General features: G+C 75.5%; 20 protein-coding genes and 2 pseudogenes. 15 read left to right on the top strand and 7 right to left on the bottom strand.

Annotated features, from left to right (window positions below; all coding sequences use genetic code 11):
* Positions 1–251: 251 nt before the first annotated feature.
* Positions 252–1,220: a COG4705 family protein gene (locus BS72_RS11100; RefSeq protein WP_063836025.1), complete on the bottom strand. Its 969-nt coding sequence runs from the start codon at positions 1,218–1,220 to the stop codon at positions 252–254.
* A 333-nt stretch (positions 1,221–1,553) separates the two neighbouring features.
* Positions 1,554–3,098 (bottom strand): MFS transporter, encoded by a 1,545-nt coding sequence (locus BS72_RS11095; protein WP_037909040.1) that lies wholly within the window; start codon positions 3,096–3,098, stop codon positions 1,554–1,556.
* Between the two features lie 206 nt (positions 3,099–3,304).
* Here BS72_RS11095 and BS72_RS11090 point away from each other — a divergent pair, with 206 nt between their 5' ends.
* The 3 genes and pseudogenes from BS72_RS11090 to BS72_RS39850 all read left to right on the top strand — a co-directional run.
* Positions 3,305–4,042: a YoaK family protein gene (locus BS72_RS11090; RefSeq protein ID WP_051950934.1), complete on the top strand. Its 738-nt coding sequence runs from the start codon at positions 3,305–3,307 to the stop codon at positions 4,040–4,042.
* Between the two features lie 328 nt (positions 4,043–4,370).
* A complete protein-coding gene (locus BS72_RS11085; RefSeq protein ID WP_037909037.1) occupies positions 4,371–4,886 on the top strand; it encodes a cupin domain-containing protein in 516 nt (171 codons plus the stop codon).
* Between the two features lie 121 nt (positions 4,887–5,007).
* Positions 5,008–5,460: pseudogene (locus tag BS72_RS39850) on the top strand (cellulose binding domain-containing protein); the annotation flags it as partial.
* On the opposite strand, the gene BS72_RS39845 reads toward BS72_RS39850, so the two are convergent.
* Positions 5,412–5,540 carry a hypothetical protein gene (locus BS72_RS39845; protein ID WP_407638958.1) on the bottom strand — a complete coding sequence of 43 codons (129 nt, stop codon included), beginning with the start codon at positions 5,538–5,540 and terminating at the stop codon, positions 5,412–5,414. The pseudogene BS72_RS39850 and the gene BS72_RS39845 overlap by 49 nt on opposite strands.
* A 108-nt stretch (positions 5,541–5,648) precedes the next feature.
* Here BS72_RS39845 and BS72_RS39840 point away from each other — a divergent pair, with 108 nt between their 5' ends.
* Entirely contained in the window at positions 5,649–6,320 is a 672-nt protein-coding gene (locus tag BS72_RS39840) for a hypothetical protein (RefSeq protein WP_407638957.1), read from the top strand.
* A gap of 107 nt (positions 6,321–6,427) precedes the next feature.
* Here BS72_RS39840 and BS72_RS11075 read toward each other — a convergent pair whose 3' ends face one another.
* A complete protein-coding gene (locus BS72_RS11075; protein WP_051950933.1) occupies positions 6,428–7,684 on the bottom strand; it encodes a cellulose binding domain-containing protein in 1,257 nt (418 codons plus the stop codon).
* Between the two features lie 377 nt (positions 7,685–8,061).
* Entirely contained in the window at positions 8,062–8,424 is a 363-nt protein-coding gene (locus BS72_RS11070) for a DoxX family protein (RefSeq protein WP_037909035.1), read from the bottom strand.
* 187 nt (positions 8,425–8,611) lie between these two features.
* Here BS72_RS11070 and BS72_RS11065 point away from each other — a divergent pair, with 187 nt between their 5' ends.
* Entirely contained in the window at positions 8,612–9,463 is an 852-nt protein-coding gene (locus BS72_RS11065; RefSeq protein WP_037909033.1) for a LysR family transcriptional regulator, read from the top strand.
* Positions 9,464–9,721: 258 nt separating this feature from the next.
* Here the strand turns inward: BS72_RS11065 and BS72_RS11060 are convergent, their stop codons facing one another.
* Positions 9,722–11,311 carry a glycoside hydrolase family 43 protein gene (locus tag BS72_RS11060; protein ID WP_051950932.1) on the bottom strand — a complete coding sequence of 530 codons (1,590 nt, stop codon included), beginning with the start codon at positions 11,309–11,311 and terminating at the stop codon, positions 9,722–9,724.
* A gap of 212 nt (positions 11,312–11,523) precedes the next feature.
* Between BS72_RS11060 and BS72_RS11055 the strand changes: the two genes are divergently transcribed.
* From BS72_RS11055 to BS72_RS37160, 8 genes are all read left to right on the top strand, one after another.
* Entirely contained in the window at positions 11,524–12,363 is an 840-nt protein-coding gene (locus tag BS72_RS11055) for an aldo/keto reductase (protein WP_037909031.1), read from the top strand.
* A 901-nt stretch (positions 12,364–13,264) separates the two neighbouring features.
* The gene (locus BS72_RS11045; RefSeq protein WP_037909027.1) at positions 13,265–13,453 is read left to right on the top strand and encodes a hypothetical protein; all 189 of its coding nucleotides are present in this window, start codon (positions 13,265–13,267) and stop codon (positions 13,451–13,453) included.
* 16 nt (positions 13,454–13,469) lie between these two features.
* Entirely contained in the window at positions 13,470–14,216 is a 747-nt protein-coding gene (locus tag BS72_RS11040) for a hypothetical protein (protein ID WP_232792325.1), read from the top strand.
* Positions 14,213–15,235, top strand: coding sequence for a DUF6895 family protein (locus BS72_RS11035; protein ID WP_322942194.1), 1,023 nt, complete (start codon positions 14,213–14,215; stop codon positions 15,233–15,235). Before BS72_RS11040 ends, BS72_RS11035 begins: the two co-directional genes overlap by 4 nt.
* Entirely contained in the window at positions 15,236–16,159 is a 924-nt protein-coding gene (locus tag BS72_RS11030) for a DUF6895 family protein (RefSeq protein ID WP_037909024.1), read from the top strand.
* Complete coding sequence (locus BS72_RS11025; RefSeq protein WP_078901227.1) at positions 16,156–17,301, top strand: serine hydrolase domain-containing protein; 1,146 nt, start codon at positions 16,156–16,158, stop codon at positions 17,299–17,301. The genes BS72_RS11030 and BS72_RS11025 overlap by 4 nt, the downstream gene beginning before the upstream one ends.
* A gap of 1,951 nt (positions 17,302–19,252) precedes the next feature.
* Complete coding sequence (locus BS72_RS35380; protein WP_037909022.1) at positions 19,253–20,626, top strand: ATP-binding protein; 1,374 nt, start codon at positions 19,253–19,255, stop codon at positions 20,624–20,626.
* Complete coding sequence (locus tag BS72_RS37160) at positions 20,530–21,831, top strand: helix-turn-helix domain-containing protein (RefSeq protein WP_198545849.1); 1,302 nt, start codon at positions 20,530–20,532, stop codon at positions 21,829–21,831. Before BS72_RS35380 ends, BS72_RS37160 begins: the two co-directional genes overlap by 97 nt.
* 63 nt (positions 21,832–21,894) lie before the next feature.
* Here the strand turns inward: BS72_RS37160 and BS72_RS11010 are convergent, their stop codons facing one another.
* Positions 21,895–22,290, bottom strand: coding sequence for a TOBE domain-containing protein (locus BS72_RS11010; RefSeq protein ID WP_037909020.1), 396 nt, complete (start codon positions 22,288–22,290; stop codon positions 21,895–21,897).
* Positions 22,291–22,577: 287 nt separating this feature from the next.
* On the opposite strand from BS72_RS11010, the gene BS72_RS11005 reads away from it, so the two are divergent.
* Together BS72_RS11005 and BS72_RS11000 are read left to right on the top strand one after the other, a co-directional pair.
* Complete coding sequence (locus BS72_RS11005; RefSeq protein ID WP_037909018.1) at positions 22,578–24,254, top strand: FAD-dependent oxidoreductase; 1,677 nt, start codon at positions 22,578–22,580, stop codon at positions 24,252–24,254.
* Positions 24,251–25,690, top strand: a pseudogene (locus tag BS72_RS11000) (ATP-binding protein); the annotation flags it as partial. The gene BS72_RS11005 and the pseudogene BS72_RS11000, both read left to right, overlap by 4 nt.
* Between the last annotated feature and the right edge of the window lie 152 nt (positions 25,691–25,842).

Raw genomic sequence — 25,842 nt, 5'->3', positions numbered from 1 at the left:
CATCCCGCACCCGACGACACCCCACGCGACGGCACCGCGCCGCGCGACGCCCGACGACCTCGGCCCAGAGGAGGTGATCCGCGATGTCCTGCCCCGACGTGAACTGCCGCAAAGGCGGCTGCACGACCGACCCGGGCCCGCAGCGCCCTGCCCCGTCCCGGGGGTGAGCACTCTCGGCCGCGCCCGCCCGGCCGGTGCGCCGGGCGGTGCGCCGGCCGGTCAGGCGGCCGGCCGGTCAGGCGGCCGGCGGGTCAGGCCGGCGGCTCCGGGGCGGCGTGGCGCGCCCGGCCCTCGGCGGCGCCGGCCGCGCTCGGGTCCGCCGGGCCGTCGGCACCGCCCTCGCCGCCGGCCGGGCCGGTCGCGGTGGCGGCGTACAGCGCGTCCGCGCGCTGCCGTACGGCCAGCAGGCCGACCACCCCGGCGATGGCGAGGATCAGCACCAGGCTGACCGGTCCGGTGCCCCAGCCCAGGCCGTGGTGGTGGGTGGACGCGCCCGCCCAGTCGGCGAACGACGCCCCGAGCGGCCGGGTGAGCACGTAGGCGGTCCAGAACGCGGCCACCCGGTTGAGCCCCAGCAGCGCGCCCACGGCCGGCACCGCGATGAGGACGGCGAACATCACCCCGGAGGGCAGGTAGCCGAGCCCGAACGTGCCCGCCGTCAGGTCGCCGACCGCCGTGCCCAGCGCGAAGGTCACCAGGACCGTCGTCCAGTAGTAGCGCTCCCGGCGGGGCGTGCGGATGCTGTGGATCGACAGCGTGCCCTCCGAGCGGTACCAGGCTGTCAGGACCCACACCAGGCCGGCCGCGAAGACGGAGGCGGAGACCAGGTACGGCACCCCCGCGACCACGTGCACGACGTCGGCGGCCATGGTGCCGAAGACGCTGACCATGGCCACGGTGCCCCAGTAGAGCCACGCGTTGTAGCGCGGCGCGCGCACCTGCGCCCTGAGCAGCAGCACCAGGCCGCCCAGCCCGATCACGCCGGCCCCGACGGGGCTGAGCACCCGGGCGAGGAAGTCGGACAGGGTCTCGCCCATGCCGGTGGTGAGCACCTTGGCGATCCAGAACAGGACCGTGGCCTCGGGTACCTTGGACAGGGCCGGCGCGGCGCGGCGGCCGCGCCCCGCCTGCCGGCGGGACCGCCCGGCCGCGCGGCCGCCGGGGTCCGCCAGGCCCTCCCGGCCCGCCGGCCCCGCAGCGTCGTAACCCGTGTGCTCCACCGCACCGCCACCCTTCCGGCGCCCCACGGCGCCGCCACCGGGCCCGCGCGGCCGTCCGGGGGCGGCGCGGGCCTGCCATTGTCTACATGACTGTAGACGGTCCATGGCGGCCGTACGTTCCCCGGGGCGGGACGGCGTCGTCCGCACGGCGGTCCCCGGCGGCGTCCAGGGCTCCCCCGGGCCGGTGTTCACCGCGTTCCGGACCACCGGACGGGCCGGCGGACGGACCGGCGGACAGACCGGCGGACAGACCGCGGACGGACCGGCGAACGGGCCGGTGTTCACCGCGTTCAGGCCGGCGTTCACCCGTTCCCCGAGCCGGCGGACGGGGGGTCAGCCGCGTTCCGTGGCAGCCGAGGGCGGCTCGGCGGAGGCCCCGTCGGGCGCGTCCGCCTGCGACAGCGGCCTGGCGATGTCCTCCAGCGACCTCTGCTCCGCGTCGACGGCCAGGAAGGCGGCCACGATACCGCCCGCACACATCAGCGCGGCGCCGATGCAGAAGGCCAGCACGGTGTCGCCGACCTTCCCCGAGGAGGTGAGGTCGGAGAAGACCAGCGGGCCGGTGATACCGCCGGCCGCCGTACCGACGGCGTAGAAGAAGGCGATCGCCATCGCCCGGGTCTCCATCGGGAAGATCTCCGACACCGTCAGGTAGGCGCTGCTGGCGCCCGCCGAGGCGAAGAAGAGCGCCACGCACCACCAGGCGGTCAGCGTGGTGGCCGAAAGCGAACCGCGGTCGAAGAGCCAGGCGGTGACGAACAGCAGGATGCCGGAGAGCAGGTAGGTGGAGGTGATCATCACCCGGCGGCCGACGGTGTCGAAGAGGCGGCCGAGCACCAGCGGGCCGAGGAGGTTGCCGGCGGCGATGACGGCGAAGTAGTAGCCGGTGCTGCCCGTGCCGACGTGGAAGAACGTGATCAGGATGGTGCCGAAGCCGAAGGTAATCGCGTTGTAAAGGAACGCCTGCCCGATGAACAGCGACAGGCCCAGCGTCGCACGGCGCGGGTAGACCAGGAGGACCGTCCTGGCGATGGTGCCGAAGCCGACGCTCTTTCGCTGGTGGATGGTGATCTCGCGCTCCGCGCGCGGCAGGCGGGTGCCCTTCTCCGCCTCCACCCGGCGTTCGACGTCGTCGACCAGCCTGCTCGCCTCGTCGCCCTGGCCGTGGATGAACTGCCAGCGGGGGCTCTCCGGGACGTGCCGGCGCACCAGGAGGATGACCAGGCCGAGGACGACGCCGAGCGCGAAGGTCAGCCGCCAGCCGAGGTCCTTGGGGAAGATCCCGGTGTTCAGGGCGACGATGGACAGCAGCGAGCCGCCGACGGCGCCCAGCCAGTAGGTGCCGTTGATGATGAGGTCGACCCGGCCCCGGTACTTCGACGGGATGAGCTCGTCGATGGCGGAGTTGATGGCCGCGTACTCGCCGCCGATGCCGAAGCCGGTGAGGAAGCGAAAGGTGAAGAACCACCAGGGCGCGAAGGACAGCGCGGTCATGGCGGTGGCGCTGAGGTAGACGGCCAGGGTGACCATGAAGAGCTTCTTGCGGCCGAAGCGGTCGGTGAGCCAGCCGAAGAAGAGCGCGCCGACGCACGCGCCGGTGACGTACAGGGCCGCGGCCAGGCCGGTGATCTGCGAGGAGCTGATGGACAGTCCGGAGCCGGGCTCGGACAGCCGGCCGGCGATGTTGCCGACGATGGTGACTTCGAGGCCGTCCAGGATCCAGACGGTGCCCAGTCCGATCACGATCATCCAGTGCCAGCGCGACCAGGGCAGCCGGTCGAGGCGGGCGGGCACGTCCGTGGTGACGGTCGGTCCGTCGTCGGGCGGGCCGGGTCGGGGATGCGGGGTGGGGGCGGAGTCCGGGGCGGACGTCGCCATGGAAGATCACCTCCTGCCGGTCAGTGAAGCATCGGGCGCGAGGACACGCGCGGCGGCCGGTTCCGGCTGAGCGGCCCGGCCACCGCTGTGGGTTAACCTCGCTGTCTCCGCGCGAACCGCCTTTCCCGGGCGGCGCCGGGGTACGCCTGCCAGTGGCCGGTCCGGCGCCGCGCCACGGTCCGCACGGCTACGGAAAAGGGGCCGCCGTGACAGGGTCGCCGCACCGGCCCGGTGTGGGCGCGCTGCTCGGGGTGCGCGGGCGGCACGGCCCGCTGCCCCCGCTGCTGCTGGTGCTGACGCTGGTGGCGGGGCTGGTGGACGCGTTCAGCTATCTGGCGCTCGGCCACGTCTTCGTCTCGAACATGACAGGCAACGTCATCTTCCTGGCGTTCTCGCTGGCCGGCGCGAAGGGGTTCTCGGTGGCGGCCTCGCTGCTGGCGCTCGGCGGCTTCGGGCTGGGTGCGGTGCTCGGCGGGCGGCTGGGGGTGCTGGTGGCGCGGCACCGGGCACGGTTGCTGCTGTGGGGTCAGGTGGCGCAGGCCGTCCTCGCGGTGGCGGCGCTGGGCGTGGCCGAGGCGGTGCGGCTGCCCCCGTCGGGCGGTGCGCGGGCGGCCCTGGTGGTGCTGCTGGCGGTGGCGATGGGGCTGCAGAACGCGGTGGTGGCCGGGCTGGCCGTGCCGGACCTGCGCACCACGGTGCTGACGTCCACGCTGACCGGCCTGGCGGCGGACTCGCGGCTGGCCGGGGGACGGGACCCGCGCCTGGCGCGGCGGCTGGCCGGACCGGTGGCCCTCTTCGCCGGGGCCCTGCTGGGGACGGTCCTGATCCGCCACGGCGTGGCGGACGTGCCGCTGCGGGTGGCGGCCGGGCTGATGGCGGCCGTGGCGGCGGTGCTGGTCCCGCTGCGCGGTTCCTCGGCCCCTTGGACGCGGCGCCCCGGGTGACGGGAGCGGCGTCCCGGGCGCCGTGGCCGCGGCCTGATCGCGCGAGTCCCCGGACCGGGCGGGGCCGGGTGTGGGAACCCCACCGCCCGGACGATGCCCCGGAACGGCCGGCGGCCGCGGCCTGATCGCGCGAGTCCCCGGAACGGGCGGGGGCCAGGTGTGGGAACCCCACCGCCCGGACGATGCCCCGGAACGGCCGGCGGCCGCGGCCTGATCGCGCGAGTCCCCGGAACGGGCGGGGGCCGGCGGGCCCGTCCCGTGGTTGCATGCTCCCACCCGCCCGCACCGCCTGTGCGCGTCGCCCGGTCCGAGGAAGCAGGTACGCCGTATGTCGCTGGTGCTCCCCGACTTCACCGAGTCCGTGATCGTCCGCTCCGCCGACGCCGAGGTCGTCGGCCGTGCCCCGACGACGGTCCGGCTGCTCGCCGACAGCAGCGCCACCGGCGGCGCGCTCTCCACCCAGCGGGTCACCCTCCTGGACGGCGCGGACGGCGCCGAACCGCACCACCACGCCGGCTCGGCCGAGTTGTTCTACCTGATCGACGGCACCGCCCAACTCCTGTCGGGCGAGCAGGTCGTCACCGCCGAACGCGGCGACCTGGTCGTCGTCCCGCCCGGCCTGGCCCATGCCTTCGCGGCGGCACCCGGCCACGACGCCGACATCCTCATCGTCATCACACCGGGCGTGGAGCGCTTCGCGTACTTCCGCCACCTGGAGCGCGTCGCCTACGGCAGGCAGCCGCCGCAGTCCCTGCTGGACGTCCAGGAGCTGTACGACACGTACTTCCGCGGCAGCGAGGTCTGGGACCGGGCCCGCCCCGCCCCCGGCGGCGCGGCGCGCTGACAGCAACCGCCCTGCCCTCGCGAGGACATGTCGGCCCATCTGCCGCCCTCGCGGCAGGCGCCGACGACGGCTCGCACGCCGCACGGGGGCGCACGGCCACCGCCCTCGCGGGGCGCGGCAGGTGTGGCCGGTGGGCGCATTGACACGGCACGGGCCCGCTTCTATATGTGGGAGCGCTCCCACACTTCCCCCCACGAACGGAGGAGCACCCGTGCGCACCTTCCTGCGACGCGCCGTCCGGCACCGGTGGCTGAGGCCGCTGGTCGCGGCCGCGCTGGTGGCCGCCGGGGCGGTCCCGGCACTGACCGCCCTGCCCGCGAGCGGCGCCACCGCCGGCTGCCAGGCCGCCTACACCGCCAACGAGTGGACCGGCGGCTTCACCGCCAGCATCCACGTGACCAACCTCGGCGATCCGCTCGGGAGTTGGACCATCGGATGGACGTACGGCGGCGACCAGCACGTGACGTCGGCCTGGAACGCCCAGGTCACCCAGAGCGGCACGGCCGTCACGGCGGTCAACGAGAGCTACAACGCGAGCCTGGCGACCGGCGGTTCGGTGGACTTCGGCGTGCAGGGCACCTGGTCCGCCGCCGACCCGGCGCCGACGGCCTTCACCCTCAACGGCGCCGCCTGCACCGGCCAGACGTCCACCACCCCGCCCACCACACCCCCACCACGCCGCCGACCACTCCCCCCACGACCCCGCCGACCACGCCACCGACGACTCCTCCGACGACGCCGCCCGCCGGCTGCTCCGGGGCGGTGGTCTGCTCGGGCTTCGAGGACCAGACGGGCACGACCCCCTCGGGCGGCTGGACGGTGGCCGCGCCGGACTGCTCGGGCACCGGGACCGTCTCCGTCGACACCTCCGTGGCGCACAGCGGCACCCGTTCCGTCCGGGTGGACGGCAAGGCCGGCTACTGCAACCACGCGTTCCTGGCCAGTACGGCGAACCTGTCGGCCGTCGGCCCGGTGATGTACGTGCGGCTGTGGGTGCGGCACACCACCGCCCTGCCGTCGGGGCACGTCGCCTTCGTGTCGATGCCGGACTCCTCGCAGGGCGGCAAGGCGCTGCGGATCGGCGGCCAGAACGGCGCCCTCCAGTGGAACCGGGAGAGCGACGACGCCACCTTGCCCGCCCAGAGCCCCGCCGGTGTGGCGCTCAGCACGCCGCTGCCGACGGGTAGTTGGCAGTGCCTGCGGTTCGCCGTCGACACCACCAAGCCCGCCCTGGACACCTGGCTGGGCGACACGCAGGTCCCCGGCCTGCACGTGGACGGCGTGCCGACGCAGGACGTCGACCAGCAGTGGCTGAGCTCCACCACGCCGCCGCGCCCGACCGCACTGCGGCTGGGCTGGGAGAGCTACAGCACCGGCGACGACACCCTGTGGTTCGACGACGTGGCCGTCGGCTCCTCCCCCATCGGCTGCTGAACCGCGGCCCGCGCACCCGCCGGAGGCTTCCGGCGGGTGCGCGGCACCCGGCACGGCAGGCCGTCCGGGCCGCAGGGGTTCACCTCCGGCCCGGACGGCCAAGGGCCTTACGTGGCACGGCAGGTGAGGGCGCCGAGGCTCGTGGCGGAACCGTTGAGCGTCAGCCCGAACGTCGTGGTGGCGCCGGGCGACAGCACGCCGTTCCAGGCCGCGTTGGCGAAGGTCGCGGGCGAGGCCGAGGTGCTCGCCACGGCGTTCCACGCCGTGGCCAGGGAGGTGCCGCCGGGCAGCACCGTCGCCGCGGTCCAGCCGGCGGTGGCGGCGGTACCGGTGTTGGTGACGGTGACGGTCGCCTGGAGGCCGCCCGGCCAGGAGTTGGTCACCTGCGCCGACGCGGCGCAGCTCTTGCCGGCGGACGGCGGCGTGGTCGGCGGGGTCGTCGGAGGCGTGGTGGGCGGGGCCGTCGTGGGAGGCGTCGTCGGAGGCGTGGTGGGCGGAGTGGTGGGCGGAGTGGTCGGAGGCGTGGTGGGCGAGCCCGTGCCGCCCTCCGTGGTGTAGTCGACGCCCGTGTAGGCGGCCGAGCAGGTGCTCGAACAGGCCGCCGGCAGTGAGAAGTCGTAGACGCGCCCGCCGAACACGTAGGCGTCGGAGGCGTCCTTGACGCGGATGCTGAAGTCGGTGCCGCCGTCGGTGGTGGGTTTGAGGATGTAGGACTCGCCCATGTCGCTGTTCATCACGGCGTCCTGCCAGGTGCCCCCGGAAAGGTACTGCACCCCGTGGACGCCGTTGGGCAGGTGCGAGAGGGAGACCGCGGCCCAGTAGCGCTGGGCGCCCTGGAGGAAGCCGATCCTGATGTCGCCGGTGTAGGAGGGCGCGGCCACGTAGTGCCAGGAGATGTGGCGGTTGTTCCAGTGGTCGGCCAGCCCCTGGACGGTCGTGCCGCTCTTGGCGAAGCGGCCCAGGGACGCGGTGTCGAGGTCGAGGTGGTTCGGGTCGTCGCGGCACCACGCGTTGGCGTCCGCGCAGCTGTCGGCGACGACCATGGTCAGCGTGGCGCCGTCGTAGTCGTCGGAGACCCACTGGCCGCCGCGGCAGAACGGCTGTCCGGGGGCGCCGTCGTTGGTGCCGGTGCAGTAGTCGCCGATGGTGACCTGTACGTAGCGGCCGCAGTTGAGGCCGTTGTCCCAGGCACCGATGATGCCGCTCTGCGCGGCCGGTACGGGCCTGGGGTACGCCGTGTAGTCGCCGGGGGTGTTGAAGACGTTCAGGGCGACGAAGTCCTGGCTGTCGAGCTGGGCCTGCGGCAGCCCGCAGCCGCCGTAGGGCTGGCCGAGACCGTCGAAGTGGGTGGCGTTGCCGGTCACGTCGGCGGCGGCCGCGGCCGCTTGGGCGCCGGCTCCCGCGGTCGGGGAGCCGGCGGTGGCCGCGGGGCGGGCAGCAGGGTGAGCGCGCAGGCGAGGGCGGCGCCCGCGGTGGCGGCGAGCAGGGCGGTCAGCCGCCTGCGGCGGTGTGGCAGGAAGCGCGGAGGTCTCATCGGTTCTCGTCTCCGTGGTGGGGGGACTCCCCGGCCCCGACGACCGTGGGAGCGCTCCCATACTCCGCCCGGCGCTTCCCCGCGTCAACGCCGCGGACGGACGGCTCGGCGCGCCCTCCAGGACGCCTCCGCCGCCGGCGGAGAAGCCGTCCACGGCGCGCGCCCCGCCGGCGTTCGACGTCGGGCGCGCACCGGCGCACCACGCGGTCAGAGCCAGGTCGTGGAGAGCCAGATGGCCGCAGCCGCCGCGGCGAGGAGTGCCACGTTCATGGCGACCTGGCGGTCGCCGCGCCGCAGGTGGACGGGGATCGCGCCGACCTGGACCACCAGGAGGCCGACGGCGGCGGCGAGGGCGAGTCCGGGGGCGACGCCGGTCAGAGGGGGCAGGACCAGGCCGATCGCGCCCAGCACCTCGGCCGCCCCGATGGCCCTGACGGCCGGCATCGGAGTGGTGTCCACCCAGGCCATCATCGGCAGCAGCTGCTCCTGGCTGCGGACGATCTTCAGCGCGCCCCCGTAGAGGTAGAAGAGGGCGAGCAGTGCGGCGACGATCCAGTACGCGACGGTCACGGCCGACCTCCCCGGCCCAGGACCGAAGTGTCGGCGGCGGCCGCCGATCCGCTGCCGCCGGCGATCGTCCGGCCCGAGGGGGCCGGGACTCTTGGTACGCAGGTCATACGACGATCCCACCGCAGGAGCGAGGCGCGTGTCCAAGACCTGTTCCGCACAGCCGATACCCTGCGGGTATCGTTGCAGTATGGAGCTGCGTACGCTGCGCTATTTCATGGCGGTCGCCGAAGAACGCCACTTCGGCCGGGCCGCCGCCCGGCTCCACATGAGCCAGCCGCCGCTGAGCCGGGCGATCAAGGCGCTGGAGGCCGGGGTGGGGGCCGCGCTGTTCGACCGCTCGCCCGCCGGGGTCCGCCTCACCCCGGTCGGCGAGGTGCTGGCCGGCGAGGCCCGCGCCCTGCTCGACCACGCCGAGCGGGTACGGGAGCGCGTCGCCGACGCGGCCGGCAGCGCGGCGCTCACCGTGGGCGTCCTGGGCGGCGGTACCGATCCGGCCGCGCACCGGCTCGCCGCCGCCTTCCGCGACCGGCACCCCCGCGTCGAGGTCCGGGTACGCGAGACGGAGCTCCCCGACCCCACCTGCGGCCTGCTCACCGGGGCCGTCGACATCGCGCTCACCCGCGGGCCGTTCGACGAGAGCGGCCTGGCCGTGCGGGAGTTGCGCACCGACCCGGTGGGGGCCCTGTTGCGCGCCGACGACCCCCTGGCCGGCCGCGGCAGCCTCCGGCTGGCCGACCTCGCCGACCGCCGCTGGTTCCGCTTCCCCGACGGTACCGACCCCGTCTGGCAGAGGTACTGGAACGGCGGCGCGCCCCGGCGGGGCCCGGTGGTGACGGCCGTCGAGGAGTGCCGGCAGGCCGTGCTGTGGAACGGGACGGTCGGGATGACACTCGTCGGCCACGAGCCGGGCGCGGGGCTGGTGGTCGTACCGCTCGCCGACATGCCGCCGAGCCGCGCGGTCGCGGCCTGGAACAAGGGCGACACCAACCCCTTGATCCGCTCGTTCGTCGACCTCGCGGCCTCCACCTACGGCGGCTGAGCGCGGGCCCGCGCGAAACCGCCGCCCGGCCCCGGGGAGGAGAGGCCGCTCCACGCGGACCGGGCACCTCCCGGCGCCTGACCGCGGGCAGCGGCCCGCGAGGCACACGCCCCCTGCCCGGTCGGCCCGGACGTGCCCGCCGCGGCGTGCGCCCGACTCACTGGAGCCGGGCGCGTCACAGCACTGCGAGCGCTGCCGCCGTACGTTCGGCCTCACGCGGGCGGGGCGGACTCCCCGGGGATCGGCGGGCCGCGCCGCCTACGCCTCCTCGGCCGGGCCGTACTCGAACCAGTCGACGTCGCACACGCCGCCCGGCTCCGGCGCGGTGGCGTACACGCCGAGGTGGGTGCCGGTGAAGCCGCCGGCGTGGGCGCTGCTCAGGAGGCGGCCGTCGACGGCGGGCAGCCGGACGGGCTCGGCGGCGCCGGCCGGGGTGAAGGCGAAGGTGTACTCCTGGCCCCGGGTGGTGAGCGCCAGCTCCACCGGACCGGGCACCAGCGGGAGTTCGGCCCGTACCGTCTCGACGCCGGCGTCGCACACCGTCAACCGGAGCGCCCGGCCGTGCTGTTCGTCGTGGACGACGAGCAGCGCGGCGTGGTGGCGGTGGTCGTAGAAGGCGACCAGCCCCGCCGCCTCGCCCTCGCCGGACGGGGTGAAGTCGAGCAACGTGCGCGCGGCGGCGTCGGCGTGCTGCTGGCGGCGGCCGACGAAGGCGGGGGACGCGGTGTCGGCGAGCGTGGCCGGCTGCGGGCGCAGCCGCAGGTGGCCGGGGCGCTCGGTCAGGGTGAGCAGCTCGGTGCGCGGGGTGCGCAGCAGGTTCCATTCCGGCCCGAGTGCGGGCGCGTCGAAGTCGTCGCGGGCCGGCCGCGCGGGCCACGGGTGCGGCGGGAGGGCGACGGTGGTGCGCTCCTCCAGCCGTCCGACGCCGGGGTTGGCCACCGGCCAGCCGTCCTGCCACTCGACCCGGGCGAGGAACGTCTCGCGGCCGAGGTTGGCGTGCGGGCCGCCACCGTAGGGGCGGGAGGCGAGCAGCAGCGCGTACCAGTCGCCGGCCGGGGTGGCGACGAGGTCGGCGTGGCCGACGCCGGTCACCGGCTGGCCGCTTCCCAGGTGGCGGTGGGTCAGGACGGGGTTGCGCGGGTTGTTCCGGTAGGGGCCGGTGAGGCTGGTGCTGCGGGCGGAGGTCACGGCGTGGCCGTCCTCGGTGCCGCCCTCGGCGAGCAGCAGGTGGTAGTAGCCGCCGTGCCGGTACAGGTGCGGCCCCTCGGCCCAGGTGGCGTCGACGAGGGCGCCGCGGAAGAGGACGTGCTCCTCGCCGAGAGCGCCGGTGGCCAGGTCGAGGGAGCGCAGCCAGATGGCGGTGTGGCCCTCCTCGTCGGTCTGCCGGGTGCCGAGGAGATGGGCGCTGCCGTCCTCGTCGAAGAAGAGGGAGGGGTCGAAGCCGGGGGCGTCGGGCAGCCACAGCGGATCGGACCAGTCGCCCGCCGGGTCCTCGGTGGTGAGCAGGAAGTTGCCCGAGCGCTGGTGGCCGTCGACCAGGGTGCACACCAGGTGGAAGCGGCCGTCATGGTGGGTGAGGGAGGCCGCGTACAGGCCGCCCGAGGGGCGGACGCCGTCGAGCGCGAGCTGTCCGGGGCGGTCGACGGCGTGGCCGACGGGCCGCCAGTGGACCAGGTCGCGGCTGTGGAAGAGCGGCAGGCCGGGCCAGAACTCGAAGGTGGAGGTGACCAGGTAGTAGTCGTCGCCGACCCGGCACACCGACGGGTCGGGGTGGAAGCCGGGCAGTACGGGGTTCACCGCGGTCACGGACGGCTGGAGCTGGGACCGGGCGGGCGGTTCGGTGGCCATAAGAGGAGGCGAAACTTTCGTGCGTCGGTACGAATCATTGCGGGCTCAGGCTGCCATACGCCCGATCGGAGGGCCAGTGCCGGTCCAGGGCCGTGCCACGAGGGGCCCGGGACTGCCGGACCAGGGCGGATGCCGATAATGGGCTGTCCGTCCGGCACCGGAAGCGGGGCCGGGTCCAGCCCAGCGCCACCCGATGGAACGGAGCGGTCCGCATGTCCACACCCTCACCGGCCCCCCTGTACGACCTCAACGACGGCACGAGGCTGCCCGGGGTCGGCCTCGGCACCTACCCGATGGACGACGCGGCGGCCGAGCGCGCGGTAGCGGAGGCGCTGAACGCCGGCTACCGGCTGGTCGACACGGCCGTGCGGTACGGCAACGAGGCCGGCACCGGGCGCGGAGTGCGGGCCTCCGGCGTTCCGCGCGAGGAGGTCGTGGTCGCCACGAAGCTCCCGGGCCGGGAGCACGGCTACGAGCAGACGCTGGCGTCGTTCGAGGAGTCGCGGCAGCGGCTGGGCCTGGAGTACGTCGACCTGTACCTGATCCACTGGCCGCTGCCGCGGGTCGACAAGTACGTGGACTCGTGGCGCGCGATGGTCAAGCTGCGCGAGGAGGGCGTCGTCCGGTCCATCGGCGTCTCCAACTTCACCGCGGCGCACGTCGACCGGCTGGAGCGGGAGACCGGCGTACTGCCGTCGGTGAACCAGGTCGAACTCCACCCGCTGCTGCCGCAGGCGGAGTTGCGCGCGCAGATGGCCGCCAAGGGCGTGGCGGTGGAGAGTTGGAGCCCCCTGGGGCGCAAGAGCGACCTGCTCACCTCCTCCGCGGTGGCGGCCGTCGCCGAGGCCCACGGGCGCACTCCCGCGCAGGTGGTGCTGCGCTGGCACGTCCAGCTGGGGGCGGTGCCGATCCCGAAGTCGGGCGACCCGCGCCGGCAGCGGGAGAACCTGGACGTCTTCGGCTTCGAGCTGACCGAGCAGGAGATGGCGGCGATCGCGAGCGGCGAGCAGCGCCGGCTGGGCGGCGACCCGGACACGCACGAGGAGTTCTGACCTCGCACCGGGGACCCGGGTGGTCGCGGCGGCCGGCGGAGCCGCGGCCGCCCGGGCCCTCGCCTTCCGCGCCGCGGGGTGCGGGCGGGCGCTCCCACCGTGCCCACCGCGCCCACCGCGCCCACCGCACCCCAGGGCGATCGCTCCCGAGCCGCCGGCGGCTCTCCACCGCGCGGACGGAGCACGGCTGGTCCCCGCCGGAGGAATCCTCGCGCGGGCTCCGCTCGCCGGGGAGGTCTCCATGGCCGTGGTTCTGGATTCCCGCGCGTACGGCTGCCGGCTTGCGTAGGCCGACGGTCCTCGGCGAAGTCAGCGAATCCAGCGACCGGCTTCCAGGCGGGCCGACCGTGCTGGTCGGCCCCCACGGAGCCGCCAAGTCGGCCCGCTCCGGCTCGCGGCGCCGGCGGTCCGCCCCCGCCCGGCCTCGGTGCGCCGCCACCCGGCCTCGGTGCGCATCGGTGACCTCGGCGCCGGGAGCAGGGCCCTCCGCACGGCGGTCGCCTGGATGCCGCAGACCATCGCCCCCATGCCCTCCCCGTCCTCGCGCGAGTACGTCGGCTGCGTCGGCCGGCTCAAGGAGCCGAGCCGCGCGGACGACTGGACCGGAGCCATGGAAGCCCGGCGCCGCGCGTTGCCCGCGGACGGGACGGTCTCCGGCCGCGCGGCGGAAGGCGCCTGCACGGCCCTTCCCACACGCCACGGCGCGGACCTGCTTCTGAGTTCCCGGGCTCCAGAGCTCTACGTGCCCGCCCGCGTCCCGCGGGGGGCGGGACTCCGGGGCGGACACGGGGCGGACATGCGGCGCGGCCAAGGGGGGTGCACCATTGCTACAGTTGTCCGATTTGCGGGGTTATGTACCCGATGCCAATCTGGAGATCCCCCGAACAAAGGAGATGGTCTCATGGCTTCGGAGCTCACTGCCCCCATCGAGACGGCTGCTCTCGCCGCCGAGGTCGAAGGCCTGGTGGATTCCGCCGAACCCGAAGGCATCTACCGTGACACCCGCGAGTGCTTCGGAGGTCTGCTACTTCTCGGCCTCCTGCTGATCTCGCCCCCGACCCCGCGCCCGACCAAGACGGACAACAGCTGACGGTTAGGGGAGAGCGTTGGCAGAGCAGGCGCAGGAGAACACCTCGCTGAGCACTGCGGTTGCCGACGTCGCATCGGGAGTCGTGCTCGCCCTTGAGGGTGAGCACGGCTCCTATGCGCTGTCGGAACTGCTGGTGCACGACGAGGCGGTGGCGCTCGCCGTGATCCGGGTCCTGGGCGCGGACGTGCTCGCCCCCTACGCGGGCGGCGGCGCGAACAGCGGCGCGTCGGCGGGCGGCCGGGCCGGCGGTGCCGCGTCCGTTGCGGGCGGCGGTGCCGACGAGCGGCTGGTGCGGGCCGCGCTGGCCGCCTACCCGCCGGGCGCGGACGCCTCCGAGGTGTCCGTGTGGACCTACGGCGGCCTGGCGGAGGCGGCCCGTGCGTACCTGCCGGGCGGCTCCGACGGCTGGCCGGGGCTGCCCGACGGGGGCTCGCGGTGGCTGGCGGAAGCCCCGTGGCCGAAGCTCGCGCACCGCGCCTCCCAGCTCGCGGCGCTCTCGCTGCCCGGGCTGGCACCCGCGCTGACGGCCGGCCTCGCGGCGCGGACGGAGGACCTGGCGCGCGGATTCGTCCGGGCGGTACGGCGCCGCGACTGGCTCCAGTCGGCCGGGGTGGGCCGCTGGCTGGCCGGGCTGCCCGGGGTCCCGGACACGCTGGGGCTGGACGCCGGAATGGTCTACGTACGGCGGATGAGCGGCGGCGACCCCCGGGTGGCACTCCACACCGCCGCGGCCCGCCGCTTCCACGGCCGCGGGCCGCGGTGACCGGCCCCGCGCCGAGGGCCGGAGCCGCCCCGGACGACGAGCGCCCGTCCCCGGAGTGCGCCGCCTACCCGGCGCACCCGGACGCCGAACTGCTGGACGACGTGGCGGCCGGGAGCCTGCGGCAACTCGCCGCGATGCGCCCGTCGTTCCGGCTGCCCGACGACGTGGCCACCGACGCCGACCCCAACCTCACCCTCAAACCGCTGGGTGAGCTCGCGGAGTTGACGCATGTCGTCATCAGTCTGCATCCGGTGCCCGAGATCCGGGACGCCGCGGCGGACCTCTTCGCCTTCGCGTGGAAGGAGACCCGCGGCGGCGAGCTCTTCGCCGACCTGGTGCGCGGTGAACCGCTGGCCGTCTACCCGGTGGAGCTCTACGGGGTGTTCGCGCGGGCCGGACTGCGCCACCCGGGTACCGAGGAGCTGATCGCGGCCACCACCTCGCTGCGCCGCTGGCGGGTGCCGCGCGAGGACCACACCCGCACCCTGAACGTGCTCAACGCCGAACGGCGGATCGGGCTGCCGCCGCACGCCGACTTCGCGGCGGTGCTGGCCCGCACCGGCCTGGGCCAGCTGGCCGAGCCCTGGGCACTGGACCGCAAGGCCGCCTACGGCATCACGCACGATGCCTTCCACGCCACCGACTGGGGCCGCACCCCCGGAGGGCTGCCCGCGCCGCAGGCCGAGTACCTGCGGCTGTGGCTGCCGGCCTGGACCGACCTCTGGCTCGACGAGCGCCTGTGGGACCTGGCCGGGGAATTCCTGGCCGTCTCCGCCGTCCTGCCCGGCGCCCCCTACGACCCGGTGGCCTGGCGGCGGCTCGCCGCGGCCCGCGCCGCCGGCGGGGAGCTGCCGGAGGTGGACGGCCCCCCGCCGCCGGACACGCCGCCCGGCGAGGTCTTCACCGCCTGCTACCACTCCACGCTGGTGGCCGCGTTCGCAGCGACCCTGGCCCGGACCCGTCCCCCCACCCTTGTGCCGCGAGCCGTCCTTGTGCCGCGAGAAAGCGAGGCGAGGTAAGTGACCGCCGCTCCCCCCGCACTGCTGCACCGCGTCGGCGACCAGGCGCTGGGCTGGCTCGACGCCCACCGCGACTTCTTCCGCCTCACGGACGAGGACCTGGCCACCGGCAGCGGCATCGTCGAGCGGCTCAAGCCGGTCGGCGAACTGGCCGTCAACATGCGGGTGCTGGCCCGCGAGGGGGTGGCCGGTTCGCGGATGCACGACATCTCGGTGCGGCTGCTCGACCACGTCTGGCGCGACCTGCTCGACGGCGGCAACCTGCTGGCCGCCCTCCAGCGCGACGAGCCCCACTCCCCCGTCCCGCTGGAGGTGTACGCGAGCCTGCACGAACTCGGCTACCGGCACCCGGGGTTGGAGGACGCCATCGACCTGGCCCGCAGCACGGCGAGTTGGCGCGCCCTGGAGACGGTGCCCAACCGGCGCCTCGGCATCCTCAACTCCGAGCGCAAGCTCGGCCTGGTGCCCAGCGGCGACCCGGAACAGGCCCTGGCCGCCACCTGGCTGGGCAAGCTGCCGGAGCCGTGGACGGTGCAGCTCCACATCGCCTACGACATCACCCACACCGTCTTCCACCTGACCGACTGGGGCGCCGCCCCCGAGCGGATCCCCCCGCACATCGCGGAGTACCTGGAGCTGTACCTGCCCGCGTGGATCGCCGACTGGGCCGACCTGGAGCACTGGGACCTGCTCGGCGAGCTCCTGGTGATCGACGCCTGCCTGCCGCGCCCGACCCTCGACGCCCAGGCGTGGGAGCGGTACGCGGCGGCGCAGGACCCGCAGGGCGCGATGCCGGTGCAGCGGGCGATGCCCACGGGCAGCCGGCAGGACGTCTTCGACCAGGTCCACCACCCCACGCTGGTGGCGGCGTTCGCGTCGGCGATGGCCACCTCGCGGGCCCTTTCGGCGGACGTGGCCGCGTGACCGGCGCCCTCCCGCCCACCGGGGTGACCGCCACCGGCCGGGCCGTCGAGCCGGCCGGTGGGGTCCGGGCCGGCCGCGGGGACGTCGGGCAGCCCGACGACGGCACCGCCGAACTGCTCGCCGCCGCCGTCGCCCGGGTGCGGGCGCCGGACGTGGCGATGGCCGCCGCCCGGCGCGGGCGCCGGTTCGTCGCCTCGGACGGCACCGGGCCCGCCCCGGCGGCGCCCCGGGAAGACCTGGTGTACGAACTCGGCTCGCTCACCAAGACGTTCACCGTGCTGCTCCTGGCCGACCTGGCCGACCGCGGGGTGCTCGGCCTCGACGACCCGCTCACCGCCCACCTCCCCGGCCTGCCCGTCCGGTACGACGCCACCCGCCGGATCACGCTGCGGCACCTGGCCACCCACACCTCGGGGCTGCCCCGCGTCCCGCGCGACCTGGTGCCAGGAGCGCTCCTGCACCCCTACGCCAACGGGTACGCCGGCTACCCCCGCGAACGCCTCCTCGACGCCCTCACCCGCGCCCGGCCCCGTCACGAGCCCGGCACCCGCTGGAACTACTCCAACCTCGGCGTGGCGCTGCTCGGCCCGGCGCTGGAGACGGCCGCGGGCGCGCCGTACCCGGACCTTCTCGCCCGGCACGTCCTCGCTCCCCTGGGCCTCACCTCCGGTACGACCCGGCCGCCCGCCGACCTGTCCGCATCCGGCGCCGCCGAGGACGGCCGCACACCCGCCGTCGGCCGCAGGGGCGACGGGTACACCCTGCTGCCGCCCACGGACATGGGCGCGTTCGCGGCGGCGGGCGCGCTGCGCATGTCCGCCACCGACCTCCTCACCTACGCCCAGTCCCACCTCGGACCGGAGGCCACGCCCATCGCGGCGGCGCTGCGCGCGGTCCAGGTACCGCAGCTTCGGCGCGGGTTCGGCCGCCGACACACCCACACGCTGACCTGGCTCCTCCACCCGGCGGCCCGCGGGCCGCTGCTCTTCCACGCGGGGTCGACGTTCGGCCAGCAGTCCTTCGCCGGCTTCCACCCCGCGACGGGTACGGCCGTCGCCGGCGTCGCCACCCGCCACGACCGCGGTTGCGCGGTGGTCCACGCCTGCTACGGGCTCCTCCAGGAACTGGCGAGGCTCGGATAGCCGGAGCCGTCACCCGGCGCGCCGCCGGGAGGAGCGGGCGCCGTCTGGACGCGCCGTCGGGAGGAGCGGCCGGCCGCCGGAGCAAACGGCCGTATGTACGGGAAAGGCCGCCAATCCGCCTCCCGGGGTAATGCGGTGCCGCCTCGGCCGGGGGCGGGATTCGGAATGCGGGCCCCTGGGCCGGGCCGGCATCGGAGAGCTCCAACAGCGGTAGCGGGAACGGGGATTGGCCGGGCGTACCGGGCGGTTCCGCGCCGACGGGATTGCCGCCGGCCGCCGTTCGCACCGGGAGCGTCATCCGGCGTCACCCGGCCAAGCCGTCGTATACCGGTTCGATACCCGCGAGTAGTCCCAGCCGGGCCCGACCGCTCCCGACCCTGGCGCGCGCGTGGACCGGCAGCCGGCCGGCCGACCCGGGAAAGCCGCTGGCCACAGCGTCACACGCGGCACCGACGGCCGTCACCCCGACGCACGGCACCGGCCGGAGGCCGATTCACCGGATTCACCGGATTCACCAATGCGACCGAGCTCCACCGGCCTCACCGCGGAACGCATTCCGCAACGCCACCCCGTCGGCCCCTTTACCGCACCGCCACATCACCGGCCCGGGCCGACGAGCATCGGATATCACTCTCCGTCGAATCGGTATTCCGCGAACGGACGCCACCACTCCACCTCTCGAATTCACCCGGGAAAACCACTGGTTTTCCCGGCATCCGCTGCACACAGCCGGGCGATTCCCTTTCGCCGGGCCACCGTCTTCCTTTTCCGGACGCCGAGTGGAGCCGCCGGCACCGATCCGCCCCCCGTTGACGCGCCGCCCCGGCCGCCCGGGAGCGTCAGCACGCCGCATCCGCCGCCGGCCGGCGGCGGATGACCCGAGGACCGCTCGACGGCCGTTCGGGAGCGGTTCGGCGGCGGCGCGGCGGCGGCGCCAGGCGGATGTCCGGCACGGTGCATAAGTGCAAGGAACGCCACCTCGGAGCGCCGGTCCGAGGCTCGCACCGAACGGTCCGGGGGCCCCAGGGGCCCCGCCGTGCCACCCCCGGGAGGCTCGTCGGCTCCGGCCGCCGACACCCGCCTCGGGCACCCGCGCCAGGGGGCGGGCAATCCGGCCGCCGTCGCGGCTGGGCCGCTCCGCGCACCGCTCCCACCAGCGATGACTCCCGCCCCGCCGGTGCGGCCGAGGTCCGTCGGGGACCGTCGAGGAGCACTGGAGAGGATCGGAGAGGACCGGGGAGGGGTCTCGGGTACGGCCCCGGCGGTGAGCACTCGGCCCGGGAAAGGCCGCAATGGTGCCCCGGTTTCTTTGCCGCCGCGTTACGGTGCCCGCGTTCGCCGGGCCGGAAATGCCGGGCGGGGGACGGCCTCTTTCCGGGATATCCGGAGCCGCACGGACCGGTACGCCGTTCGGCGCTTCCGGGCGCCGGGGGCACTCCGGGGGCCGGACTAAGAGCCGGCGGAGGTACCGACGGCATCGGCACGCATTACCGGGGATGATATGTTCACGCGTGACGGTCAATACTTTCGCACGGGGGCGATTGGGTATGGCGTTTATCGAACGCTGCTCGGAGGCCGCGCGGCTGAGAGAGCTGTACGCCAGCAGCGGACGGGGCGGGCCGCACGTCCTCCTGGTGGACGGGCCGGTCGCCAGCGGCAAGACCGAACTCCTCCAGGACCTGGAGGGACACGTCTCCCGGCGCGGCGGCCTGGTCCTGGCGGCCGCGGCCCCCGGATCGCAGCCGCCCACCCCGTTCGACGTCGCCGACCTGCTCATACGCGCCGCCCGGCTGGCCCCGCCCACCGATCCGCCCGCCGGCTCCCCGCGGCCCCCGGCACCGGGCCCGGCCGCGCGAACGTCCACGAAGGCCCCTCCTCCGCCGGCCCCTCCCCCACCGGCGCCGCCGCAGCCCTGGCCGCCGTGCTGCGCCGACGCGGCGCGGAGCAAACGGTGTTGGTCACCGTCGACGACCTCCAGCTGGCCGAGCCGCGCTCGGTGGAGGCGCTGGCCTCGGCGATGGCGCGACTGCCGGGGGCGCGGCTGCTGGTCGTGCTCGCCGAGCGCGACGCACCGCCGCCGGAGCTGGCCACCGCCCGCGCCGCGCTGCTCGCGCTGCCCGGCTGCCAGCGCATGACGCTGCCGCTGCTGCCGCCGTCGGGGGTGCGCACCGCGCTCACCACGGCGGTGGGCGGCACCGGCGCCGCGCGCCTGGCGCCCGCCTACCACGCGGCCAGCGGCGGACATCCGCTGCTCCTCCAGGGACTGGTGGAGGACGGCGCCGCCGCGCCGCCCGACGGGCCCGGCAGCCTGCCGGCCCGCCCGGTCACCGGGGGCTTCTTCCGCCAGGCCGTCCTGGGCTGCCTGTACCGCTGGGACCGGGCCACGGTGGACACCGCACGGGGCCTGGCCGTCCTCGGCCGGGGCGCGCCGCCCGAGGACGTGGCGCGGCTGACCGGCCTGCCGGGTGGACGGGTCCGGCGGGCACTGGCCGCCCTCGCGGAGTCGGCGCTGCTGGAGCGCGGCTGGTTCCGCGCACCGGCCGTGCACTCCGCGGTGCTGGACTCGCTGGTCGAGGCGCAGCGCGCCCGGCTGCACCTGGCGGCGGCGCGGATGCTGAGGGCGGACGGACGCCCGCCCGCCCGGGTGGCGCGGCACCTGCTGGCGGCCGGCCCGGTGCGGGAGCGGTGGGCGGTGGACGTGCTGCGGCGCGCCGCGGACGGGGCGGCCCGCGAGAAGCCTGCGGCGCGGCTGGAGCTCCTGGAGGCGGCGTACCGCTGCTGCGAGGACGCGTCGGTGCGGGCCGGGCTCGCGGTGGAGCTGATACGGCTGCTGTGGCCCACCCGGCTGTCGGCGGCGGCCCGCTATCTGGAGCCGTTGCGGCAGGACCTGGCGGCGGGGCGGCTGGAACCGGAACTGGCTCCGTTCCTGGCGCGCGGCCTGCTGTGGCTCGGCCGCGACGAGGAGGCACTGGAGACGTACCGGTGGCTGCTGACCGCAGGCGGCCGCGGGCCGGGCCGCCCCGGACCGGCCCGGCTGCGCCTGCCGTCACCGTGGACGGAGCCGCCGGCCGGCGGGGAGGGGCCGGCCGGGGCGCGCCGGCCGGGGCGCGGCCGACGGCGCGGCTCGCGCCCGTCGTGGCGTCCCCGGCGGAGCCCGGTCCGGGCTCCGGCCCGGACACCGGCACGACGGCCCGTGGCGGCCTGTCGGCGGCGGACGCGCTGGCGTCCGTGGTGTACGAGCGGGCCGGGCGCGCGGCGGTGCCGCAGGCCGAACGGGTGCTGGCCGAACTGCCGCCTTCAGCAGGAACGTTCGCCACACTGCTGACGGCGTTGCAGGTGCTGCTGCACGCCGGGCGCGGCGACCGGGTCGAGCGCTGGTGCGGGGTGCTGCTGGAGCGGGACGAGGCGCCGAGGGTACCGCTGTGGCGGGCTCGGCTGGCGGCGGTGCGGGCGGAGGCGGCGCTGCTGGACGGCCGGGAGGCCGGTGCGCGGCAGTGGGCCGCCGAGGCGCTGGGGGCGCTCGAAGCGGCGGACTGGGGTGTGCTGGTGGGGGTGCCGCTGTCGGTGCTGCTGCGAGCGAGGCTCGCGCTCGGGCACCAGTCGGCGGCCGGGCTTCTGGAGCGGCTGGAGCAGCCGGAGGGCGTGGTGCGGCGCGGCCTGCGGGCGGCGCTGTTCCTGCGGGCACGCGGGCACTGGCTGCTGGAGGCGGGCCAACCCCGGCTGGCGCTGGCGGACTTCAGGGCGTGCGGGGAGCTGGCGACGTCCTGGACGGTGGAGTTGCCGGCGCTGGTGCCGTGGCGCGGCGACTGCGCGCTGGCCCTGGCCCGGCTCGGCGACCGCGCCGGAGCGCGGGCGCTGGCCGAGGAGCAGCTGCGGATGCGCGGTGGGGCGGGGCCCCGGGTGCGGGCCGTGGGCCTGCGGGCGCTGGCGGCGACGGCCCGGCCGCAGGAGCGGGTCGCGCTGCTGCGGGAGGCGGCCGGGCTGCTGCGGGAGCCGGCGGACGCGGTGGAGCTGATGCCGGTGCTGGCCGACCTGTCGGCGGCGTACGGCGCGGTGGGCGACGCCGAGGGGGTCCGGGTCTGCGAGCGGCAGCTGCTGCGGGCGGTGGCGGAGTGCGGGTACGAGGGCGGGACGGTGTGGGAGCCCGGCGGGATGCCGCCGGGGGCGGTCCTGGCCGACGGCTGGTTCGGCCCGGCGGGGGACGCCGCCGAGCTGTCCGAGCAGGAGGCTTCCCTGGACGAGCAGTTGAGCGCCGCCGAGCGGAGGGTGGCCCAACTCGCCGCCCGGGGGCAGAGCAACCGGCAGATCAGCCACCTGCTGAACATCACGGTGAGCACGGTGGAGCAGCATCTCACCAGGGTCTACCGGAAGTTGAGCGTGACCCGGCGGTCGGATCTGCCGGCCTGGCTGGTCCAGGGGGTGTCGATGGGGCGCCCGGCGGCTGTTCCGGCCCAGTGGAGCGACCGGCGCTTCCCGCACCCCCGCCGGCCGCACCCGGCCGGCGCGACGGTTCCGACCCCGAACGCCTGACGGACGGCCCACCGCGCGCCGCCGCGCACCGTCGGTCGACGGCGGTGGGGTGCCGGGCCGGGGCTACGGGCGGTCGATGTGCACGTTCGTGGACTTGACGCGGGCGACGGCCTCCGCGCCGACCTCCAGGCCGAGCTCCTCCACGGCTTCGCGGGTCACGAGGGAGACCAGGCGGTGCGGGCCGGCCTGGATCTCGACCTGCGCGGCCACGTCGCCGAGCTTGACGGCGGTGACGATGCCCGGGAAGGCGTTGCGGACGGAGGTGCGGGCCGGCTCCTGGCCGCCGTCGGCCTGCTGGGCGAGCTCGACGGAGAAGGCGGCCAGGTCCCGGCCGTCGATGAGGCGCCGCCCCGCGTCGTCGCGGTGGGTGGCGACCCGCCCGGCGTCGGCCCAGCGGCGGGCGGTGTCCGGGCTGACGCCCAGCAGGCGCGCGGCCTGCCCGATCGTGTACGACTGCATGCGGCCACCCTAAGCGCGGGGCTCCCGCCCACGGCCCGCCGAGCGCACCGGCGCGGAGGTTCCGGGAGCGGTCGGACGGGGCCGGCCGGACACCGCCCCCAGGACCCCCGAGCACGCCGGGCGGCACATCAGCGACGGCCACGCGGATGGCGGCGGCCCGGCGCCCGGCGGGCGGTGACGGCCGCGGCGGCCGGGAGCGGCGTCTGCTCGCCGCGCCCCGGCAGGGTGCAGCGGCTAGGCTGAACCGAAGGCAGCCGAACACGTGGACGACGGGGACGGGGATGCCCATGACCGAGCCGGACGGCACGCGCCGCGCCGCGCTCCTCACCGTCGACGACGACCCGGGAGTCTCCCGCGCCGTCGCCCGCGACCTGCGGCGCCGCTACGGCGAGCGGTACCGGGTGGTGCGCGCGGAGTCCGGCCAGGCCGCGCTGGACGCGCTGCGCGAGATGAAGCTGCGCGGCGACCTGGTCGCGGTGATCCTGGCCGACTACCGGATGCCGAACATGACGGGCGTCGAGTTCCTCGAACTGGCCATGGACGTCTACCCGGGCGCACGCCGGGTGCTGCTGACCGCCTACGCCGACACCGGCGCCGCCATCGACGCGATCAACGTCGTCGACCTGGACCACTACCTGCTCAAACCGTGGGACCCGCCGGAGGAGAAGCTGTACCCGGTGGTCGACGAGATGCTGGAGGCGTGGCTGGCCTCGGACCACCGGCCGGTGCCGGAGACGAAGGTGATCGGCCACCGCTGGTCGGCCCGGTCGTCGAAGGTCCGGGAGTTCCTGGCCCGCAACCAGGTGCCGTACCGGTGGTACCTGTCGGACCAGGCGGAGGGCCGGCGGCTGCTGACCGCGGCCGACTGCGACGAGCGGCGGCTGCCGGTGGTGATCACCGCGGACGGCGAGGTGCTGCTGGAGCCCTCGGACCACGACCTGGCGGCGCGGGTGGGCCTGTCCACCGCGCCGGCCGAGGAGTTCTACGACCTGGTGGTGGTCGGCGCCGGCCCGGCGGGGCTGGGCGCGGCGGTGTACGGGGCCTCGGAGGGGCTGCGCACGGTGCTGGTGGAGCGCACCGCGACCGGCGGCCAGGCAGGCCAGAGCGCCCGGATCGAGAACTACCTGGGCTTCCCCGACGGGATCTCCGGCGCGCAGCTCACCGACCGGGCGCGGCGCCAGGCGAGCCGGTTCGGCGCCGAGCTGCTGACGGCGTGCGAGGTGACGGCGCTGGACGTGGAGGGGCCGACACGCACCGTGCGGTTCTCCGACGGGCTGGCGGTCTCCGCGCAGAGCGTCATCCTCACCACCGGTGTCACGTACCGCCAGTTGGACGTGCCGGGCGTCGAGGAGCTGACCGGCCGCGGGGTGTACTACGGCTCCTCGCTGACCGAGGCGGCCGGCTGCGAGGGCCAGGACGTCTACATCGTCGGCGGCGCCAACTCCGCCGGCCAGGCGGCGGTCTACCTGTCGCAACACGCGAAGTCGGTGACGCTGCTGGTGCGCGGGGCGGCACTGGAGGCGTCGATGTCGTACTACCTGGTGCAGCAGATCGCGGACATCCCGACGATCCGGGTGCGTACCTCCACGCAGGTGGAGGGGGTGCACGGCGAGGACCACCTGGAGGGGCTGACGCTGCGCGACACCGCCTCGGGCTCGACGGAACTGGTCGACGCGCAGCGGATGTTCGTGTTCATCGGGGCGGCGCCGCGCACCGGCTGGCTGGACGGGGTGGTGCGGCGCGACGACCACGGGTTCGTGCTGACCGGCCCGGACCTGCTGGACGACGGGCGGCCGCCGGCCGGCTGGTCGCAGGACCGGCTGCCGTACCACCTGGAGACCAGCGTGCCCGGGGTGTTCGCGGCCGGGGACGTGCGCTCGGAGTCCGCCAAGCGCGTGGCCTCGGCGGTGGGCGAGGGCGCGATGGCCGTGATGCTGGCGCACCGCTACCTGGAGGGCCTGTGAGCGGCGAGAATCCCTGTCCCTGCGACCCGCACGAGCTGCGGTCGCTCTTCCTGTTCGAGCGCCTGACGCCGGACCAGCTGGCCGAGCTGTGCCGGACCGGCCGGGTGGAGCGGATGGAGCCGGGTCCGGTGTTCGCCGAGGGCGAGCTGGCGACGTGCTTCTACGTGCTGCTGGAGGGCGAGGTGGTGACCAGCCGCCGGGTCGGCACGGACGAGGTGGAGGTGAACCGCACCTCCCAACCGGGCGTGTACAGCGGCGCGTTCCAGGCATACCTGGGCGACCGGGTGCCGCAGCACTACACCAACTCGCTGCGGGTGACGGTTCCCTCGCGGTTCTTCGTGCTGCCCGCGGACGACTTCGCCCGGATCGTCGCCGACTGGTTCCCGATGGCGGTGCACCTGCTGGAGGGGCTGTTCTTCGGCAACAAGGCGGTACAGCAGGCGATCAGCCAGCGCGAGCGGCTGCTGGCGCTGGGCTCGCTGTCGGCGGGGCTGACGCACGAGTTGAACAACCCGGCCGCGGCCGCGCTGCGGGCCACCGCCAGCCTGCGGGACCGGGTGGCGGGGATGCGCCACAAGCTGCGCGTCCTGGCCGGCGGGCCCTACCGGCAGGCGGACCTCGACACGCTGGTCGGCGTGCAGGAACGGGCCGCGGAGAAGGTCGCGAAGGCCGAACAGCTCGGCCCGATGGAGGAGTCCGACCGCGAGGACGCCGTCGCCGACTGGATGGACGCGCACGGCATCTCGGGCGGCTGGGACCTGGCGCCGGTCTTCGTCCAGGCCGGCCTGGACGCGGAGTGGCTGGACCAGGTCGCGGCGGCGGTGGACGGCGGCCTGCTGGAGAGCGCGGTGCGGTGGCTCAACTACACCGTGGAGACCGAGCTGCTGATGAACGAGATCGAGGACGCCACCTCCCGCATCTCCGGCCTGGTCGGCGCGGCACGGCAGTACGCCCAGGTCGACCGGGCGCCGTACCAGGTGGTGGACGTCCACGAACTCCTGGACAGCACGCTGCAGATGCTGACCGGCAAGATCGGCCCGAAGATCCGGGTGGTGCGGGAGTTCGGCCCCGGCCTGCCGCGGATTCCGGCGTACCCGGGCGAACTGAACCAGGTGTGGACGAACCTGGTGGACAACGCGGTCTCGGCGATGGCCGGCGAGGGCACGCTCACCGTGCGGACGTGGCAGGAGCCCGACCGGCTGGTGGTCGAGTTCCAGGACACCGGGCCCGGGGTTCCGCCGGAGATCCGGCAGCGGATCTTCGAACCGTTCTTCACCACCAAGCCGGTCGGGCAGGGCACCGGCCTGGGCCTGGACATCTCCTGGCGGATCGTGGTGAACAAGCACCACGGCGACCTGGAGGTGCGCTCCGAGCCGGGCGACACCCGCTTCCGGGTGCGGCTGCCGCTGGACGCGCCGGAGAGCGAGGCCGCGGCGGCGGACCGCGCGGCGGACGCCGCCGACGCCGCCCGGCGCGAGGCGCGGGCCCGCGAGCCGCACCCGCCACCGGGGCCGCCCGGGAGCAGGGCCGGACCCGGACCGGGAGCCCGACCCGGCGGGGCCGAAGCCGGAACCGGACCGAGCCGAGC

The sequence above is a fragment of the Actinacidiphila yeochonensis CN732 genome (assembly GCF_000745345.1).
GTDB classification, from domain to species: domain Bacteria; phylum Actinomycetota; class Actinomycetes; order Streptomycetales; family Streptomycetaceae; genus Actinacidiphila; species Actinacidiphila yeochonensis.
The sequence above is the reverse complement of the archived record's forward strand: the minus strand, read 5'-3'. Positions and strand labels throughout refer to the sequence as shown.